At 39.9% G+C, this 17,210-nt stretch carries 14 protein-coding genes and 1 pseudogene; 3 read left to right on the plus strand and 12 right to left on the minus strand.

Annotated features, from left to right (window positions below; translation table 11 throughout):
• Position 1: 1 nt before the first annotated feature.
• From aroC to mqnE, 10 genes and pseudogenes are all read right to left on the minus strand, one after another.
• Positions 2 to 1,099: a chorismate synthase gene (aroC, locus tag HPB14_RS03355; protein WP_001093963.1), complete on the minus strand. Its 1,098-nt coding sequence runs from the start codon at positions 1,097 to 1,099 to the stop codon at positions 2 to 4.
• On the minus strand, positions 1,096 to 1,815 hold the full coding sequence (rnc, locus tag HPB14_RS03360) for a ribonuclease III (protein ID WP_014658464.1): 720 nt from the start codon (positions 1,813 to 1,815) through the stop codon (positions 1,096 to 1,098). The genes aroC and rnc overlap by 4 nt, the downstream gene beginning before the upstream one ends.
• Positions 1,772 to 2,258, minus strand: a pseudogene (rnhA, locus tag HPB14_RS03365) (ribonuclease HI). The gene rnc and the pseudogene rnhA overlap by 44 nt, the downstream one beginning before the upstream one ends.
• A gap of 1 nt (position 2,259) precedes the next feature.
• A complete protein-coding gene (locus HPB14_RS03370; RefSeq protein WP_001163533.1) occupies positions 2,260 to 3,267 on the minus strand; it encodes a tetratricopeptide repeat protein in 1,008 nt (335 codons plus the stop codon).
• A 10-nt stretch (positions 3,268 to 3,277) separates the two neighbouring features.
• Complete coding sequence (locus tag HPB14_RS03375; protein ID WP_001225917.1) at positions 3,278 to 4,537, minus strand: SurA N-terminal domain-containing protein; 1,260 nt, start codon at positions 4,535 to 4,537, stop codon at positions 3,278 to 3,280.
• On the minus strand, positions 4,537 to 5,961 hold the full coding sequence (gene gatB, locus HPB14_RS03380; RefSeq protein WP_001115656.1) for an Asp-tRNA(Asn)/Glu-tRNA(Gln) amidotransferase subunit GatB: 1,425 nt from the start codon (positions 5,959 to 5,961) through the stop codon (positions 4,537 to 4,539). The genes HPB14_RS03375 and gatB overlap by 1 nt, the downstream gene beginning before the upstream one ends.
• Positions 5,961 to 7,262, minus strand: a complete 1,302-nt coding sequence (locus tag HPB14_RS03385; protein WP_000713997.1) for a M16 family metallopeptidase — start codon at positions 7,260 to 7,262, stop codon at positions 5,961 to 5,963. Before HPB14_RS03385 ends, gatB begins: the two co-directional genes overlap by 1 nt.
• Positions 7,263 to 7,267: 5 nt before the next feature.
• Entirely contained in the window at positions 7,268 to 8,329 is a 1,062-nt protein-coding gene (locus HPB14_RS03390; protein ID WP_001222318.1) for a dehypoxanthine futalosine cyclase, read from the minus strand.
• Position 8,330: 1 nt separating this feature from the next.
• Positions 8,331 to 11,126 (minus strand): outer membrane protein assembly factor BamA, encoded by a 2,796-nt coding sequence (bamA, locus tag HPB14_RS03395; RefSeq protein WP_195182604.1) that lies wholly within the window; start codon positions 11,124 to 11,126, stop codon positions 8,331 to 8,333.
• A gap of 37 nt (positions 11,127 to 11,163) precedes the next feature.
• The gene (gene mqnE / locus HPB14_RS03400; protein WP_014658465.1) at positions 11,164 to 12,246 is read right to left on the minus strand and encodes an aminofutalosine synthase MqnE; all 1,083 of its coding nucleotides are present in this window, start codon (positions 12,244 to 12,246) and stop codon (positions 11,164 to 11,166) included.
• A gap of 297 nt (positions 12,247 to 12,543) precedes the next feature.
• On the opposite strand from mqnE, the gene HPB14_RS03405 reads away from it, so the two are divergent.
• The 3 genes from HPB14_RS03405 to HPB14_RS03415 are packed head-to-tail and all read left to right on the plus strand — an operon-like array spanning position 12,544 to position 15,142.
• Complete coding sequence (locus tag HPB14_RS03405; RefSeq protein ID WP_000949202.1) at positions 12,544 to 13,047, plus strand: ferritin; 504 nt, start codon at positions 12,544 to 12,546, stop codon at positions 13,045 to 13,047.
• A 15-nt stretch (positions 13,048 to 13,062) separates the two neighbouring features.
• On the plus strand, positions 13,063 to 13,686 hold the full coding sequence (gene serB / locus HPB14_RS03410; protein WP_001170374.1) for a phosphoserine phosphatase SerB: 624 nt from the start codon (positions 13,063 to 13,065) through the stop codon (positions 13,684 to 13,686).
• Positions 13,687 to 13,726: 40 nt separating this feature from the next.
• On the plus strand, positions 13,727 to 15,142 hold the full coding sequence (locus HPB14_RS03415) for a glycosyltransferase family 10 domain-containing protein (RefSeq protein WP_000487472.1): 1,416 nt from the start codon (positions 13,727 to 13,729) through the stop codon (positions 15,140 to 15,142).
• A gap of 8 nt (positions 15,143 to 15,150) precedes the next feature.
• Here the strand turns inward: HPB14_RS03415 and HPB14_RS03420 are convergent, their stop codons facing one another.
• The gene (locus tag HPB14_RS03420; protein WP_000440402.1) at positions 15,151 to 15,741 is read right to left on the minus strand and encodes a uracil-DNA glycosylase family protein; all 591 of its coding nucleotides are present in this window, start codon (positions 15,739 to 15,741) and stop codon (positions 15,151 to 15,153) included.
• Between the two features lie 44 nt (positions 15,742 to 15,785).
• On the minus strand, positions 15,786 to 17,192 hold the full coding sequence (aspA, locus tag HPB14_RS03425; protein WP_001217501.1) for an aspartate ammonia-lyase: 1,407 nt from the start codon (positions 17,190 to 17,192) through the stop codon (positions 15,786 to 15,788).
• Between the last annotated feature and the right edge of the window lie 18 nt (positions 17,193 to 17,210).

A 17,210-nucleotide genomic window follows, 5' to 3' on the forward strand; every position in this document is an offset into this window, starting at 1 on the left:
TTTAATTCTCATTATAAATCGTTTTTAAATACTCTATTTTTGAAGTCAAATTGAGTAATACCATATCGGCTAACACCAATGAAAGCAAACTTTCGCACACCACACTCCCTCTAATCGCAATACAAGGATCATGCCTACCCTTTAACAAGCATTCGCATTCATTGCCCTTAATGTCTATGGTTTGTTGAGGTTGGAAAATGCTTGGCGTGGGTTTGAAATGCACCTTAACAATGATTTCTTCCCCATTGCTCATGCCCCCTAAAACCCCCCCGCTATGATTGCTTAAAAACCCTTTTTGATCCATTAAATCATTATACTCTGAGCCTTTTAATAAAGAGCTTTCTACCCCCTTGCCTATTTCAACCGCTTTCACCCCGTTAAGCCCCATCATCGCTTCAGCGATTTTAGCGTCTAATTTAGCGTATAGCCCTTGACCTAATCCAATGGGGAGCTTTTGATTAGTTTTTGCACTCCTTGCTCTAATCAAAGCCACGCCCCCAATACTATCGTGGTTTTTGATAGCGTTTTGAATGGCTGTTTTTTGCGCTTCTTCTTGTTCTTTGTCTAGGGCAAAAATCTCGCTTTTTAAGGCGTGATTAAAATCGTAATTTTTGGCTTCAATGCCCCCAATTTTAATAATCCCGCTTTCACAAACAATACCGATTTCTCTTAAAAGCATTTTAGCAAACGCCCCAGCAGCCACTCTTATAGCGCTCTCTCTGGCCGAACTTCTCCCCCCACCCCTAAAATCCCTAATGCCGTATTTATGGAAATAAGTGAAATCCGCATGGCTAGGCCTGAAAAGGTTTTTAATGTTATCGTAATCCTTGCTCCTAGCCCTTTGGTTGTGGATTAAAAACCCTATGGGCGTCCCTGTGCTAAAATCTTCAAAAACACCGCTTGTTATTTCCACCTTATCGTCTTCTTTTCGTGGCGTAATGAAAACGTTCCTCCCCCCTTGGCGGCGCTTCATTTCATTTTCTAATAGCGCATAGTCTATTTTAATCCCGCTAGGCATGCCGTCTAATACCCCCCCTATCACATTCCCATGCGATTCCCCAAAAGTCGTGAGCCTAAAAAAACGCCCCAAAGTGTTCATTTGGCTTCCTTAAGTTTTTGAAGCGCATAATAAGCGCATTGCTGTTCGGCTTCTTTTTTGCTTTTGCCTTTAGCGGTCGCATACATTTTATCTTGAATGTATAGAGCCATTTCAAATTCTTTATGGTGGTCTGGCCCTTTTTCTTTGAGCAATTGGTAAATGGGGATCACGCAAAATTGCGCTTGGGTCAATTCTTGTAAGGCGGTTTTATAGTCCATAAACAAATGCTCCAAATCCAAACGCTTGTAAGCGCGATTGAGTAAATTTTGTATGATTTTACGCACTTTAGCTAACCCTGCTTCTAAATACACCCCGGCCATTAGAGCCTCAAAAGCGCTTGATAAAATAGAGGGTTTTTCCCTCCCTTTAGAAATTTCTTCAGAAGAAGAAACGCGCAAATAATCCTGCAAAGAAATCGCTTTCGCTAATTTCGTAAAACCATGCGCGCTAACAATAGAAGCCCTTAATTTAGAGAGTTTGCCCTCATCGTATTGATAGAATTTATGGTATAGCAACTCCCCTATCACCAAGCCCAACACCGCATCGCCCAAAAATTCCAAGCGCTCATTGTTTAAAGCGAGCTTGCATGATTTATGCGTTAGGGCTTGTTCCAATAAACGCTTGTCTTTAAAAGAATACCCTAAAGCTTTTTCTAGTGTTGTATAAGGGTTGTTAGGCGTTACATAAGGGCTGTTTTGAGAGCGTTTGTTTTTCATCATTATTCCCTTTAAGTGGTCGTTTTGACCCGTTTTTGCGCCTCTAATTTAGCGAGGCTATCGCATCGTTCGTTTTCGGCATGCCCATTATGCCCCTTGATCCAAACAGCCACAATCAAATGCCCTTTAGAGACTTTTAAAAATTCTTTCCATAAATCCACATTTTTAACTTTAGCAAAATTCTTTTTTTGCCAGTTAGTCAGCCAAACATTGATCGCTTGGCACACGTATTGCGAATCGCTATAAAGCGTGATATGGCATGGGCGTTTCAAAATTTTTAAGGCTTCATTGAGCGCTCTTAATTCCATGCGGTTATTCGTGGTGAAATTTTCGCCCCCACTGATGATTTTTTCTTTATCTTTATAGCGTAAAATCGCCGCATAACCGCCTGGCCCGGGATTACCCAAAGAAGAACCATCGCAAAAAATTTCAATTTCTTGCATCTTAATCCACTCCCACAGCATGCGTTTCTTTAGAAATTTTAAGCACCATATCCATAAACGCCAACTGGTAACACACAGGACACCTATGGCTTTCAAAAGGGAATATTTGTTTGCAATGCTTGCAGCGGTATTCAAAAGTCAGACTCGCTTTCATAGGGCTATTTAATAGAGCGCGTAAAACCTCTAATTCAAAAATTTGGCAAGGTTTGTGATCCAAAAGCAACCCTTGAGATCGCGCAATATCTTGCAAAAGGGCGTGTTTTTCTAAAATAAAAGCAGGGATATTCATATCCCATAAAAGATCGATCACATTTTCTAGCCGTTTAGTTGCATCAATTTCTTGCCAAAAAAGATTTTCATCATAAGATTTTAAATAATTTAAAGCGATTTTTTTCAAATCTAACGACGCTTTTGAAACATGCAAGATTTTAGCCGCCTCTTCCTTATTCTCTATTAAATGCATGAGATAAAGGTAATTTTTAATCGTTTCAATTTCAGGCACTTCTAATTCTTCCAAACATTCCAAAGTCTCTAAAGCCTTTGAATAATCTTTTTCTAATTCATACGCATGCAAAAGTTTCAATAACGCTTCCACATTCCTTGGGGAAAAGCGCAAAATTTCTTTCACGGTGTCTTTTGTTTTTTGCAAATACCCCGCGCTAAAATAATTTTTAGCCAATAAATCTAAAACAGCGATTTTTTCTTCATCTTTTAGGGGGCGATTCAAAAGCCCTTTTAAGATTTCAATACTCATTTGTACATCCGCTTTAGAATACGCTCTGGCTAAAAACATCAAACTGGAAATTTTAGCATGCTTTAAAAGCTCGTCTAAATTCTCACTGCCCGCATAAGCGTTTTGATTTTGGGCGAATTTTTGTAAAAATTTTTTGTTTTTCTTTCGGGTGAAATACGCCCTAGCCTGTTCTAATAGAATCACAAGAGCGATAATGAAAGTGAATAAAGCGATAGAAAATAAAGAATCTTTATAGAGGAAATTGAAGTGTTGCACAATCTAAAAATCACTCTCTAATCATCACAATCCTAGACTTAACGCGCAATTTTTCAAAATGCTCTTCTAAAATCTTATCTTTAGATTCTTCCACTAATTTTTGGGCGATGAATTGCTTGGCTTGGCTGAAACTCACTTCGTTTTTACCCTTTTTTTCCTTGATATAAAAGGTGATAAACTGCCCCCCACCCCCATTCATAACGGGCGTGAAAGAGCCTTGCTCATGCGAAATAAAGACTTGAGCGATTTGGGGGTTTAGGGTTTTCATCTCTATTTTTTCATTGGCCTTACTCACCCCTGGAATTTCCAAATTAGGATCTGCCATAGCCCTTTCTAAATCTTCTTGATTGGTGGAAGTGTAGCGCACGGTTTCTATTTCAGTGGGGATACTGAATTGCTCCTTGTGTTTGTTGTAATATTCGCGCATTTTGGTTTCAGAGCTGGTATCCACATTCGTGAGTAAGATATTACGCAACAATTCTTGCATTTCTAAATGCTCCTTAAGCTGATCTCTATAGAGTTTATAATGCCCCTCAGCCATAAGCATTTGTTTGAAATGATCTAAATCCATGCCTTGCTGTTGCGCCATCATCGCCATTTCTTGGTCTAATTTGTCGTCATCTACATGGATTTTTAAGCGCTCAATTTCTTGGTTTTTAATGCGCTCCGCAATCAAACGATCCCTGGCTTGAGCTTTGCTCACTTTAGATTTTTTTTGCTCTTCTTGGATTTGATACAGCGTGATAGGCGAGCCATTAACAAGCAATGAAATGCCCCCTACGACCTTATCTTCAAGGGTGTTGTTGGTAGCGTTATTAGGATTACCAAAAATGGAATTGAATTGAGAGCTAGGGCTTGTTCCTTTATTTTTTTCAAGAGTTTGAGAGGTTGCCTCTTTTTCTTCAAGTTTTGGCGCATTATTTTGAACGCCTTGATTTTGCGTGCCTTGATTTTGAACGCCCTTACTACTCCCTTTGATTTTAGGAGGCGTTATTTTTGGAGTGGGATTTTTGGTATCCCCATGATGGACTTCTGCTCTGGGTTTTGCTCTGGTTTTGGTTGTTTTCTTTTCTTCGGTGTTTTTCTTTTCTTCTTTATTTTTCAAATCCTTATTCTTTAATTCCTTATTCTTCAATTCTTGGCGGATTTTTTTATCCAAAGAAGACTCTTGCTTCCTCCCTTCTAAGGCTTCTACTTTAGAATCAGGCTCTGCATAAACCACCCCAATAAATAATAGAACCTTAGAAATATAAGAAAAAATTTTCCTCATCAATCCAATTTCTCTTTCAAAATAGCATTCACCACGCTAGGATTAGCCCCTTTTAGATTCTTCATGGCTTGCCCTACAAAAAACCCAAAAAGCTTGTCCTTACCGCTTTTATATTCAAGCACCTTATCGGCGTTGTTTTTTAACACTTCTTCTATGACTTTAACAATCGCTTCCGTGTCATTGACTTGAGACAAGCCCATTTGTTCAATGAGTGCATCCACATCGCCCCCATGCTCTTCTAAAAGCTTGTCTAACACATCTTTAGCGCTCTTACCCGAAATCTTGCCCTCATCAATGCGTTTGGCTAAAGCGCCTAACATATGAGCGCTAATCCCACAATTTTCTAAAGTGATTTCAGCCTTCAAGCGCCCTAATAATTCCACGCAAAGCCATGTCACGCTCGTTTTAGCCTTAACCCCAAGATTGAGCATGCTTTCAAAATACTCCGCCAATAAAGGATCGCTCACCAATAAATTCGCATCGTCTTCTTTAAGGTTAAAATCTTTCATGTAGCGGATTTTTTTCGCACTAGGCAATTCATTGATCTTTTGAGCTTCTTTTAAAAGTTTCTCATCAATAAAAACAGGATACAAATCCGGATCTTTAAAATAGCGGTAATCCGCTGATTCTTCTTTATTGCGCATAGAAAGGGTGATCCCTTTGGCGGTGTCAAAAAGGCGCGTTTCTTGAACCACCTCTTCATTATAACGCCCATTCTCCCACGCCACGCTTTGGCGCTCTATCTCGTATTCAATCGCTTTAGCGATGAATCTAAAGCTATTTAGGTTTTTAATCTCCACCCTCGTGTAAAGCTTTCCATCGCCTTTGGGTCTAATGGACACGTTCGCATCGCACCTGAAATTCCCCTCTTGCATGTTCGCATCAGAAATCCCTATAAAACGCACGATAGCATGGAGTTTTTTCAAATACGCTATGGCTTCTTCACTATTTCGCATGTCCGGCTTGCTAACAATTTCTAATAAAGGGGTGCAAGCGCGATTCAAATCCACCAAAGAATAACTGCCCTCATGGATATTTTTACCGGCGTCTTCTTCCATGTGGGCTCTTTCAATACGCACGATTTTTGTGCCCTCTTTGGTGTCAATCTCTAATTTCCCATCGCTCACAATGGGGACTTCAAACTGCGAAATTTGATAAGCCTTAGGCAAATCAGGGTAAAAATAATTTTTCCTCGCAAAAATGGAGTTTTGGTTGATATGAGCTTCAATGGCTGTGCCTAATTGGATGGCTTTTTTAACCACTTCTTTATTCAATACCGGCAAAGCTCCCGGTAAACCCAAACACACAGGGCAGGTGTTAGAATTGGGGGTTTCTCCAAAGCTTGTAGAACAAGAGCAAAAGATTTTGGTTTTGGTGTTGAGTTGGACATGGACTTCTAGCCCGATTACAGCTTCAAATGGCATTATTTGTCCTTACTCTTTTTATTGCTCACAATGGCAAAAGTTAAGTCGTTGATTTCGGTGTGCGCTTTAATGAAATCATTGATTTCTTTCAAACTCATTTTTTGGATTTGATTGAGTAGCGTTTGGTTGAAATTTAAAGGCAAACCTAAATAAAAATAATTGTAAGTGGTGTTCAAGCGGCTAGAGATTGTTTCATTCCTTAAAGGCTCAGAGCCTAGTAAAAACTTTTTAGCGTCGTCTAATTCTTGTTGCGTCATGCCTTTTTCTATAAATTCCTTAACGATTTTTTTAACTAAGGCAACGCTTTTAGCTTGAGTGCTGAGCTTGGTTTGCAAATACCCGCTCGCAAAATGCGCCACTTTAGAAAAATTAGAGCGGATATACACGCTATAAGCCAAGCCCTCTTGAACCCTGATTTTTTCCATCAAACGAGAGCCAAACCCTCCCCCAAGCACAAACATCATGACTTTAGATTTCGCTAAATCCTGTTTTAAATCCTTGATTTTAAAGGGTGCGCCAAAATACACGAAAGCCTGTTCAGTGTCTTTATAGAGGACTTTTTCGCTTTTTTTATCGCTCGTTTCAAAATAAGGCTCTTCATACGCTTTACCTTGTGGCAAGAAATTAAGGGCGTTATCTAAACGCTTAAGAGTTTGATCGATTTTCAAATCGCCCCCAAGCACCACCACGAGCTTATTGAGTTCAAAGACCTTAGAAAATTGCTGTTTCAAATCCTCTAGCTTGATTTTTTGGAGACTCTCTTTAGTGCCTAATGCCGCATTAGCTAAAGGGGTGTTAGCAAAAAGTTCTTGCTTTAAAGTCAATTTAGCCAAATAATCAAAATCGCTTTCTTTTTGTAAAAGCGCGGCCAACATTTGGGTTTTGACTTTTTCTAAAGCGCTTTGAGTGAAATTAGGGGATTTTAAAAGCTCTTTTAAGCGCGTGATGGCTTCATCTTCGTATTCTTTTAAAAATTCTAAAGTGATTTGCAAATCTTCTGTGCTGGTATCCACATTCAAACTGATCGCTTTTTGCTCTAAAGCTTGCGCAAACCCCACCGCACCAAGCTCTTTAGTGCCTTCATTTAAAACTTGCGCGAATAATTTCGCCAAACCCAACTGGTTTTTATCGCTTAAGCTCCCACCCCCTCTAAAAGCTAAATGGATAAACCCCATGGGCAATAAATGGTTTTCTTCATAAATCACAGGGACTTTAGCTTGATTGATTTCTTGGTGTGTCAAAGCGCTCGCTTGTAACCCCATAAAAACTCCTAATAATAAAGTGATTAAAAATTTTTTCATGTTATTTATACCTTTGCTTTAGCCGGATAACGCTTTAAGATTTCATAAGCGGTATTTCGTTTAGCCGCCACGCTCCCAATGTCTTCAATAAGTTCTATCATTTCCGCTTCATTCATGCAAAAACTCGTTCCGGCCGCTTTCACTACATTTTCTTCCATCATCACACTCCCTAAATCATTCGCTCCAAACAATAAGGCTAACTGCCCTATCATAGAGCCTTGAGTAACCCATGAGCTTTGTATGTTTTGAATGTTATCCAAAAAAATCCTACTGCATGCCAAATAGCGTAAATACCGATTGGAACTCGCTTTTTTAATGCTTGGGATTTCTTCTTTTAAGGGGGTGTTGTTGGGCTGAAAACTCCATAAAATAAAAGCCCTAAAGCCGCCGGTTTCATCTTGCAAATCGCGCACCCTTTGTAAATGCTCTATTACATCTTCTTCATTATCCACGCTCCCAAACATCATGGTAGCCGTGCTTTTAATCCCGCAAAGGTGTGCCATTCTATGCACTTCAATCCACCGATCACTGCTCAATTTTTTAGGAGCGATGACATCGCGCACCCTATCGCTTAATATTTCTGCTCCCGCTCCTGGAATGGAGCTTAACCCGGCGTTTTTCAACCTTTCTAAAACTTCTTTTAAAGACAATTTAGAGATTTTAGAAATGTAATCAATTTCAACCGCGCTAAAACCATGAATGGTAATGGTGGGGAATTTTTGGGCGATATGGCTGACTAAATTTTCATAATAATCTATTTTGAGCTGCGGGTGCACCCCCCCTTGAAAAAGGATCTGCGTGCCGCCAATAGCGAGCAATTCTTCAATCTTTTGATCAATTTCTTCATAGCTCAACACATAGGCGTCTTTTTCTTTTAGGGTGCGTTTGAACGCGCAAAACTTGCAATCCACAAAACAAATATTGGTGTAATTGATATTCCTATCCACAATAAAAGTCGTCAGGTTTTCAGGGTGCAAGCGTTGCTTCACTCTCAAAGCCCTTTGCCCTAATTCTTTCAAGGGCACGTTTTTCATTAAATCCAAAATTTCTTCTCTGTTGATGCGCATTTTAAAACCTTGTTCCTATAGAAAATTCAAAGTGTTGCGTGTAATCGTCCATGTTAGGGTTGAAGCACAGCCCTTTACATTTTTTGCCATTGCCATCGCCCCATTGGTTGAAAAACGCTATAGGGAAAATCAGCACCAAAGGCCCCATGGGCGAAATCCATTCAATCTGTAAGCCTGTAGAAGCCCTCCAAGTCGCTCTTTCAAACCCAGCCCCTACCACGCCATAATCTTTAAAATTCGCTGTCGTGACGGGAGCGTTATAGAAGAAACTCCCCCTAGTTGGGGTTTTAAAGGTTAAGAAACCAAAGTCAAAAAACCACGCTAAGCGCATTTTAGCCGCTTTTAACACCCCATAGCTCAATTCAGTAGAAGCGGTGAAAATCCCATCGCCTCCAAGCCACAAGCCAAACTCATCTTTAGGCGTAACCGATCCGTTCCTAAAGCCTCTCACCGTGGTTACGCCCCCCATGTAGAAGGTGGAGTTTAAAGGCAAGTAATCATCGGTGTTATACCTAAAGATATAGCCCCCTTGCGTTTTAAAGCGAGCGATCAAATCTATCAATAAATATTTTTGCAAATGGTGGTAAGCGGCGAATTTACCATAAACTTTGGTGTTACGGACATTCCCGCCTAACCCGTTCCACGAATTGAGCGTGCCAGAGCTTGGCAAACCAGACATCGTCGCATAAGAGCTAAAGATAACCCCATTTCTAGGGAAATAATAATCGTCGGTGTTGTCATAGCTCACATCAAGAGTGAAAGAGCTGGTAATAGGCGTATGGTAATCCCTATCCCAAATACCTTTTATTTCTGGTGAAGTGGTGATCGCTCCAGGATTAGAACAGCTTTCAGGGACCAATGGAGTCCTACCGCCTGATAAGCGATTGATAATCACGGATGCGGGGGTAGAACATTGCCTTGGAGAAACCACTTCATTCACAGAGGAATAGTAGCGGTTGTATAAGGGGCTGCTGAAACCAAGGAGTTTGGTAACGTTCAAGTTATACCCTAAGCTCACATGGGTTCTGTTACCCAGCATGCGCCCGACATTCACCCCAAAGCCCCCGCCTTGTTGGATGTATTGGTAGCTTATCCTGTAATCCGCATAAAGATTGATCGTAGAGCTATACCAGCTGTCAAAAATCCTTGGATTAGTCAAGCTCAAATTCCCCGCAAACATACGCCCCGCTCCTCTTGGCATGCCCGGATAAGATCTACCCCCCCCTGTGGCAATGTTAGCATACAAGCTCATGCTTTGCCCTGTGCCAAAAAGATTCCTTTCGCTCACGCTCCCATTAAGCATAAGCCCTCCATAAGAGCCATAGCCTAACCCAAATTGCAACTGCCCAGTGCGCCCCTCTTCTACGCTCACTAATAAATCCATGAGTGAGCTATTCACCCTTTTTTCTTCAATTTTGACTTTAGAGAAGAATCCTAAACGCCTTAAAGAATTTTCGGAATTTCTCAGTTTGGTCAAGTTGTATTTATCTTTAGGCCCTAGTAACAATTCCCTCCTAATGATCCTATCGCTCGTGCGCTGGTTCCCTGAAATGATGACATCATTGATATACACCATATCGCCCACTTCAATACGATAAATGACTTTCACAAGCCCGTTTTTTTCATCTTTATCCAAGTCTGGCTTCACCACCGCAAACGCATAACCCTTATCGGCGATTTCGGTTTTTAAAATTTGCGCATCCGCTCTTAAATGCTCAATATTAAAGACATCTTTCCTTTTAACTTTAAGCACTTTTTCTAAGGTTTTTAAGGGGACTACCGGGTTGTCAATCTCTATTAAAATATCTGAAATCCTGTATTGGATCCCCTCTTTGACCTTATAATGGAGCTTAGCGTTATGGGTGGAAAAATCCGTTTTCAAAAAAGGCGAAGAAATGTGAGCGTCTAAATAACCCCTACGCATATACACATCTTGGATACGCAAAGAATCGTATTCTAATTGATCTAAACGCAATTTCCCATCATTCAAGCCCCACATCCAGCCCATGAAATCGCGCTGTTTGTTCGCGCTCAAAGATTCAATCATGCGGCGTTTTAATTTCGCGCTTCCCTCATAAATGGATTGTTTGATATAAATACTATCCCCCCTATTCACATCAAACACGATCAATAACGCGCCCTCACTGACCTTTTGGGTGCGTACCTCCACCACGCTCCCATAATAGCCCTGCCCCTCTAAAGCTGTTTTTAAAGCCGTTTTAGCATGCTCTAATTTTTGCTCATCAAAGGTGTCACCCTTTTTGATCCCCATTTGGGATTTTAAGCCGTCTTTTTCCTTTTCAGTCCCATAACCCTTGATTTCTACCCCGGCAATCCTGGCTTTTTCATCAAAATGAAACTCTAATATGCCGCCTTCAAAAGTGGCATAAACGTCTTTAAAATACCCTTGATTGAACAAAGCCAAAACAGCGGTGTCTATTTTTTTAGAATCCACAATATCGCCCACACGAATCTTTACAATCTCATTAGCAAGCATGTCAGACATGTAAGAAAGCCCGACATAAGAAATGGACTTGACTTTCATTTCTTTAGGCGTTTGACTTGATTGGGGGGTTTCTTTTTGAGCCTCATTTCTTTGAACTTCATTTTTTGGAGCCTCATTTCTTTGAGATTCTTGAGAGACTTCTTTTGGTGGAGTCAAATCGTTTGGTTTAGAGCCGTCATTTTCTAAAGCTTCAACGCCGGTATTCATACATGCGAAAACAAGAGAAGATAGAATAAATTTTTTAATACTGATTTCCTTAATAGATTTTAGCTTGAGTGTTGTTAGTAGCATTATTATAACTAATCATTCTTAAAAACGCTAAAAATTATTAAAATTTCTGTATAAAATTATACAAACTATCCCTTTCTACCGCAACAAAACCAGCGTCCTTGATTTTAAATACCAAATCTTCTTTTTCTAAACCATGCCGGCTCTTCGCACCAGCCGCGCTTTGAATGCTCTCTATTTCTATCGTGCCGTCTAAATCGTTAGCGCCAAATTCTTGAGCCACTAAAGCCAAATTCAAGCCCAAAGTCGCCCAATAAGCTTTAATGTGGGGGATATTGTTTAAAAGAATGCGAGATATTGCGATGGTTTTTAAGATTTCTATCGCGCTAGGGGATTTTTCCACTTTCAAATAATTGTTTTCTTTTTGATACAACAAGGGGATAAAAGCGTTAAAGCCCCCTTCTTTATTTTCCACTTTATTTTTAGGGCTTTGAATTTTTTTGATTCTCAGCATGTGATCGATGCGATGGATTTTATCTTCAATATGCCCAAAAAGCATGGTAGCGTTACTCATTTTGCCTAATTTGTGCCAATAAGCATGGATTTCTAACCACCGAGAAGATCCCACCTTACCATTACAGATTTTACGCCTAACTTCTTCATCAAAAATCTCCGCCCCCCCACCAGGCATGGAATCCACCCCGGCTTTGAGCATGTCTTCTAGCACCAATTCAAAAGGTTTGTTGAATTTAGTGCTTAAAAAATGCACTTCCGCAGCGGTCATGGCTTTTAGGTGTAAGTTAGGCATTTCTTGTTTGATGGTTTCAAACACCTTTAAATACCATTCATAAGAATAATTAGGGTTATGAGCGCTCACGATATGGACTTCTTTAATCCCCTTATTGTAGGAGTTTTTAACCTTTTCTAGGATTTCTTCTAAGCTCATTTCATAAGGGTTAGGGTTTTTTCTGTGGGCTGAAAAAGCACAAAATTTGCAAGTGTCCGTGCAAATATTACTGGGGTTTAAATGCCTATTCACATTAAAATACACGATTTTTTGGTGCATGTTTTGGCGCATGTGATCCGCTGCTTCCCCTAGCGTGTATAAATCATAATCATAAAGCTTCACTAATTCTTTACTTTCAGTAACTTGATTGTCTAATACTTTTTCTAAAAAATCCATGGTTAAATCGCCTTTCATTTTAAAGATAAACATTGTAGCATTTTTAGATTGAAGAATGCTTTTTATATATTATATAAAAATATCCCTTTTAACTCCCCTATTGATACCAGCCCTTTTTTTTGATCTAATTCTCATTAAAAGCACTTTTATGATAAAATCTAAGCTTTATCAAGCCATTAGCTGGCGTTCTTTCTCATTTTTTGCAAGTTTTTGAAAATTTTCATACTCTTGTTTACTTTTTTATTATCATTTATGCTATAATTATGGGACAACTTAAACCAACACAAAGGAGATACTATGTTATCAAAAGACATCATTAAGTTGCTAAACGAACAAGTGAATAAGGAAATGAACTCTTCCAACTTGTATATGAGCATGAGTTCTTGGTGCTATACCCATAGCTTAGATGGCGCGGGGCTTTTCTTGTTTGACCATGCGGCTGAAGAATACGAGCATGCTAAAAAGCTTATCGTTTTCTTGAATGAAAACAATGTGCCTGTGCAATTGACCAGCATCAGCGCACCTGAGCATAAGTTTGAAGGTTTGACTCAAATTTTCCAAAAAGCCTATGAACATGAGCAACACATCAGCGAGTCTATTAATAATATCGTTGATCACGCCATAAAAGGCAAAGATCATGCGACTTTCAATTTCTTGCAATGGTATGTGTCTGAACAGCATGAAGAAGAAGTGCTTTTCAAGGATATTTTGGATAAAATTGAGTTGATTGGTAATGAAAACCATGGCTTGTATTTGGCTGATCAGTATGTCAAAGGGATCGCTAAAAGCAGGAAATCTTAATTTTAAGGTCATTGAGTGCAAAAACTAGCCGTTTTTGATTTTGACTCCACGCTAGTGGATGCTGAGACGATTGAGTCTTTAGCGAGGGCGTGGGGGGTGTTTGATGAAGTGAAAACAATCACTTCGCAAGCCATGAATGGCGAGACAGATTTTCATAAAAGTCTTATTTTAAGGGTGTCTAAACTCAAAAACATGCCCTTAAAACTAGCCAAAGAAGTTTGTGAAAGTCTGCCTTTATTTGAGGGGGTGCTTGAGCTTATTAGTGCTTTAAAAGAGAAAAATTACAAGGTGGTTTGCTTTAGTGGGGGCTTTGATCTAGCGACGAATCATTACAGGGATTTATTGCATTTAGATGCGGCTTTCAGTAACACGCTGATCGTGGAAAATAACGCCTTAAACGGCTTGGTTACGGGGCATATGATGTTTTCACACTCTAAAGGCGAAATGCTCCTCGCCTTGCAACGCTTGTTGAATATCAGTAAAGATCGCACTCTAGTCGTGGGCGATGGAGCGAATGATTTGAGCATGTTCAAACATGCCCATATTAAAATCGCTTTCAACGCTAAAGAGGTTTTAAAACAGCACGCCACGCATTGCATCAATGAGCCTAATCTAGCCCTAATCAAGCCTTTGATTTAAAAAAAATTTTTTTGTAAAATACTCCTTTAAAAGGATAACCATGTTCCAGCCCCTATTAGACGCTTATATAGACAGCACCCGTTTAGATGAAACCGATTATAAGCCCCCATTAAATATAGCCCTAGCCAATTGGTGGCCTTTGGATAAAAAAGAAAGCAAAGGGTTTAGGCGTTTTATCTTGTATTTCATCTTAAGCCAACGCTACGCAATCACCCTCCACCAAAACCCTGATAAACCTGCGGACATCGTTTTTGGTAACCCCCTTGGATCGGCCAGAAAAATCCTATCCTATCAAAACACTAAAAGGGTGTTTTACACCGGTGAAAACGAAGTCCCTAATTTCAATCTCTTTGATTACGCCATAGGCTTTGATGAATTGGATTTTAATGATCGTTATTTGAGAATGCCTTTATATTATGATAGACTACACCATAAAGCCGAGAGCGTGAATGACACCACTGCGCCCTACAAACTCAAACCTAACAGCCTTTATACTTTAAAAAAACCTTCCCATCATTTTAAAGAAAACCACCCTAATTTATGCGCAGTAGTGAATGATGAGATCGATCCTTTGAAAAGAGGGTTTGCGAGTTTTGTCGCAAGCAACCCTAACGCTCCTAAAAGGAACGCTTTCTATGACGCTTTAAATTCTATTGAGCCAGTTACTGGGGGAGGGAGCGTGAGAAACACTTTGGGCTATAACGTTAAAAACAAGAGCGAGTTTTTAAGCCAATACAAATTCAATCTGTGTTTTGAAAACTCGCAAGGCTATGGCTATGTAACTGAAAAAATCATTGACGCTTATTTCAGCCATACCATTCCTATTTATTGGGGGAGTCCCAGCGTGGCGAAAGATTTTAACCCTAAAAGTTTTGTGAATGTGCATGATTTCAAAAACTTTGATGAAGCGATTGATTATGTGAGATACTTGCACACGCACCCAAACGCCTATTTAGACATGCTCTATGAAAACCCTTTAAACACTATTGATGGGAAAGCTTACTTTTACCAAGATTTGAGTTTTAAAAAAATCCTAGCTTTTTTTAAAACGATTTTAGAAAACGACACGATTTACCATTGCGATGCCCATCATTATTCTGCTCTTCATCGTGATTTGAATGAGCCTTTAGTATCTATTGATGATTTGAGGGTTAATTATGATGATTTGAGGGTTAATTATGATGATTTGAGGGTTAATTATGATGATTTGAGGGTTAATTATGATGATTTGAGGGTTAATTATGATGATTTGAGGGTTAATTATGATGATTTGAGGGTTAATTATGATGATTTGAGGGTTAATTATGATGATTTGAGGGTTAATTATGAGCGCCTTTTACAAAACGCTTCACCTTTATTAGAACTCTCTCAAAACACCACTTTTAAAATCTATCGCAAAGCCTATCAAAAATCCTTGCCTTTGTTGCGCGCCATAAGGAGATGGGTTAAAAAGTAAGGCACATTTTAAGACTGATTGAGAAATTGGAGCGCTATTTTAAAATGCGCTAACGCTTCTTTTTTGAGCGTGGGGTTTTTGAGCATGTCTTCTAAAGCATGGGTGCTTAAAAAATGTTTGGTTTTTAAAGACACGATGCGCCCAAAGGCTTCTTCTTTAGAAAGGTTTAAAAGGCGTTTGGGCAAAATCTCGCCAAATACCACAATGACTTTTGAAGCGCTGTTGTCTAATTGCCAGGTTAAATGGGGTAGGCATGCGTTGATTTCTTCTTCTAAATTAAGGCTGTTAGAGTCGCATTTAAGGAGCGATAAAATACTGCAATCTTTTAAGGGGTAGTTAAAAACCTTTTGGATAATGCTCTCTAACATGACCGCTTTTAAATTGTTTAAGAAATGTAATTGGCTATCCAGCATGGGGGTTAGCGTGATGAAAGCAAGCTTGGAAGTGGGGTTAAAAAGCCCAATCACCGGTTTTGAATGTTGGTGGCGTTTGCACAGATTGCAATTTTCTATACCCTCATAAACTTGTTTGTTAAGGGGTTTATTTTGGGGCTTGGTAAGGTTGGTATTGGTGTAAGTTTCGCCCAAAAGACGCTCCATATAAAGGGAGCGTAAAGTTTGAAGGCGTGAATATTGCAAAGCGTTCAGTCTTTATGCTTTTTGAAAGCGTGAGGGCTTAGCATGTTTTCTGGCTTGAAAATATCGTCCAGTTGCTCTTTAGTTAAGATTTTCTTTTCTAAAGCAATGTCATAAATAGAACGATCGCTTTTTAAGGCTTCTTTAGCGATCATAGCGGATTTTTCATAGCCGATATGAGGGTTTAGCGCGGTAACAATGCCAATGCTGTTAAAGACATAATCGTGGCAAATCTTTTCATTAGCCGTGATGCCTTCCACGCATTTAGTCGTTAAAGTTTCAATCGCGCGCCCTAAAATCACAAAGGAATGGAAGAGCTTGTAAGCGATAACCGGCTCAAACACATTGAGTTGCAATTGCCCTCCTTCTGCGGCCAACGCCACGCTCAAGTCATTCCCAATCACCGCAAAGCACACCTGATTGACCACTTCAGGGATCACCGGATTGACTTTACCGGGCATAATAGAGCTACCCGGCTGCATTTTAGGCAAATTGATTTCATTCAACCCGGCTCTAGGGCCTGAACTGAGTAGCCTGAGATCGTTACAAACCTTAGAAAGTTTCACTGCAATACGCTTTAAAACCCCGCTCACTTGCACATACGCCCCCGTGCTTTGAGTGGCTTCAATCAAGTTATTAGCCATGACAAAAGGGCGGCCCGTTACTTCTTGGATTTTCTTTTCAATCAAACTGCGATAATCCGGATGCGAATTGATCCCTGTGCCAATAGCCGTACCGCCTAAATTAAGCTCTCTTACCCAATTCCTAGCGTCTAAAACCTGCTCAATATCCCTATCAACCATCAAGGCATAAGTTTCAAACTCTTGCCCTAAAGTCATAGGCACAGCGTCTTGAAGCTGGGTGCGCCCCATTTTAATCACATGAGCGAATTCCTTAGCCTTTTGAGCGAAAGCGTCCCTTAAGGCTTTCATGGGGGCGACTAGATTGCTCAAGCGCTCATAAATAGCGATTTTTAACGCGCTAGGATAGGCGTCATTAGTGGATTGAGAGCGGTTGACATGGTCGTTTGGGTGGCAAAATTGATACTCGCCCTTTTGATGCCCCATGTATTCTAAAGCCAAATTAGCAATCACCTCATTCATGTTCATGTTCGTGCTTGTGCCAGCCCCCCCTTGAATCATATCCACAATGAATTGATCATGGTATTTGCCATCAACCAACAAATCGCACGCATGGCAAATCGCAATCTTAAGCTTTTCATCAATCAGCCCTAATTGCGCGTTCGCTAAAGCAGCCGCTTTTTTGACTTGAGCAAAAGATTTGATAAAAACAGGATAACTGCAAAGCTTGTCGTTGGTGATGAAAAAATTTTCACTCGCTCTTAAAGTCTGGATCCCGTAATAAACTTCATCGCTAATTTCCATTTGCCCAATGAAATCATGCTCAATACGCATAAAAGCTCCTTGTATTGT

The organism is Helicobacter pylori HUP-B14, assembly GCF_000259235.1.
Taxonomy (GTDB): Bacteria; Campylobacterota; Campylobacteria; order Campylobacterales; family Helicobacteraceae; genus Helicobacter; species Helicobacter pylori_CU.

Coding starts and splice junctions, on each gene's coding strand:
- HPB14_RS03415 (WP_000487472.1), top strand. CDS start 13,727: ATGTTCCAGCCCCTATTAGACGCTTATATAGACAGCACCCGTTTAGAT.
- HPB14_RS03385 (WP_000713997.1), bottom strand. CDS start 7,262: ATGAAAAAATTTTTAATCACTTTATTATTAGGAGTTTTTATGGGGTTA.
- aspA (WP_001217501.1), bottom strand. CDS start 17,192: ATGCGTATTGAGCATGATTTCATTGGGCAAATGGAAATTAGCGATGAA.
- bamA (WP_195182604.1), bottom strand. CDS start 11,126: ATGCTACTAACAACACTCAAGCTAAAATCTATTAAGGAAATCAGTATT.
- HPB14_RS03405 (WP_000949202.1), top strand. CDS start 12,544: ATGTTATCAAAAGACATCATTAAGTTGCTAAACGAACAAGTGAATAAG.
- HPB14_RS03375 (WP_001225917.1), bottom strand. CDS start 4,537: ATGAGGAAAATTTTTTCTTATATTTCTAAGGTTCTATTATTTATTGGG.
- HPB14_RS03390 (WP_001222318.1), bottom strand. CDS start 8,329: ATGCGCATCAACAGAGAAGAAATTTTGGATTTAATGAAAAACGTGCCC.
- HPB14_RS03420 (WP_000440402.1), bottom strand. CDS start 15,741: ATGGAGCGTCTTTTGGGCGAAACTTACACCAATACCAACCTTACCAAG.
- mqnE (WP_014658465.1), bottom strand. CDS start 12,246: ATGGATTTTTTAGAAAAAGTATTAGACAATCAAGTTACTGAAAGTAAA.
- gatB (WP_001115656.1), bottom strand. CDS start 5,961: ATGCCATTTGAAGCTGTAATCGGGCTAGAAGTCCATGTCCAACTCAAC.
- aroC (WP_001093963.1), bottom strand. CDS start 1,099: ATGAACACTTTGGGGCGTTTTTTTAGGCTCACGACTTTTGGGGAATCG.
- rnc (WP_014658464.1), bottom strand. CDS start 1,815: ATGAAAAACAAACGCTCTCAAAACAGCCCTTATGTAACGCCTAACAAC.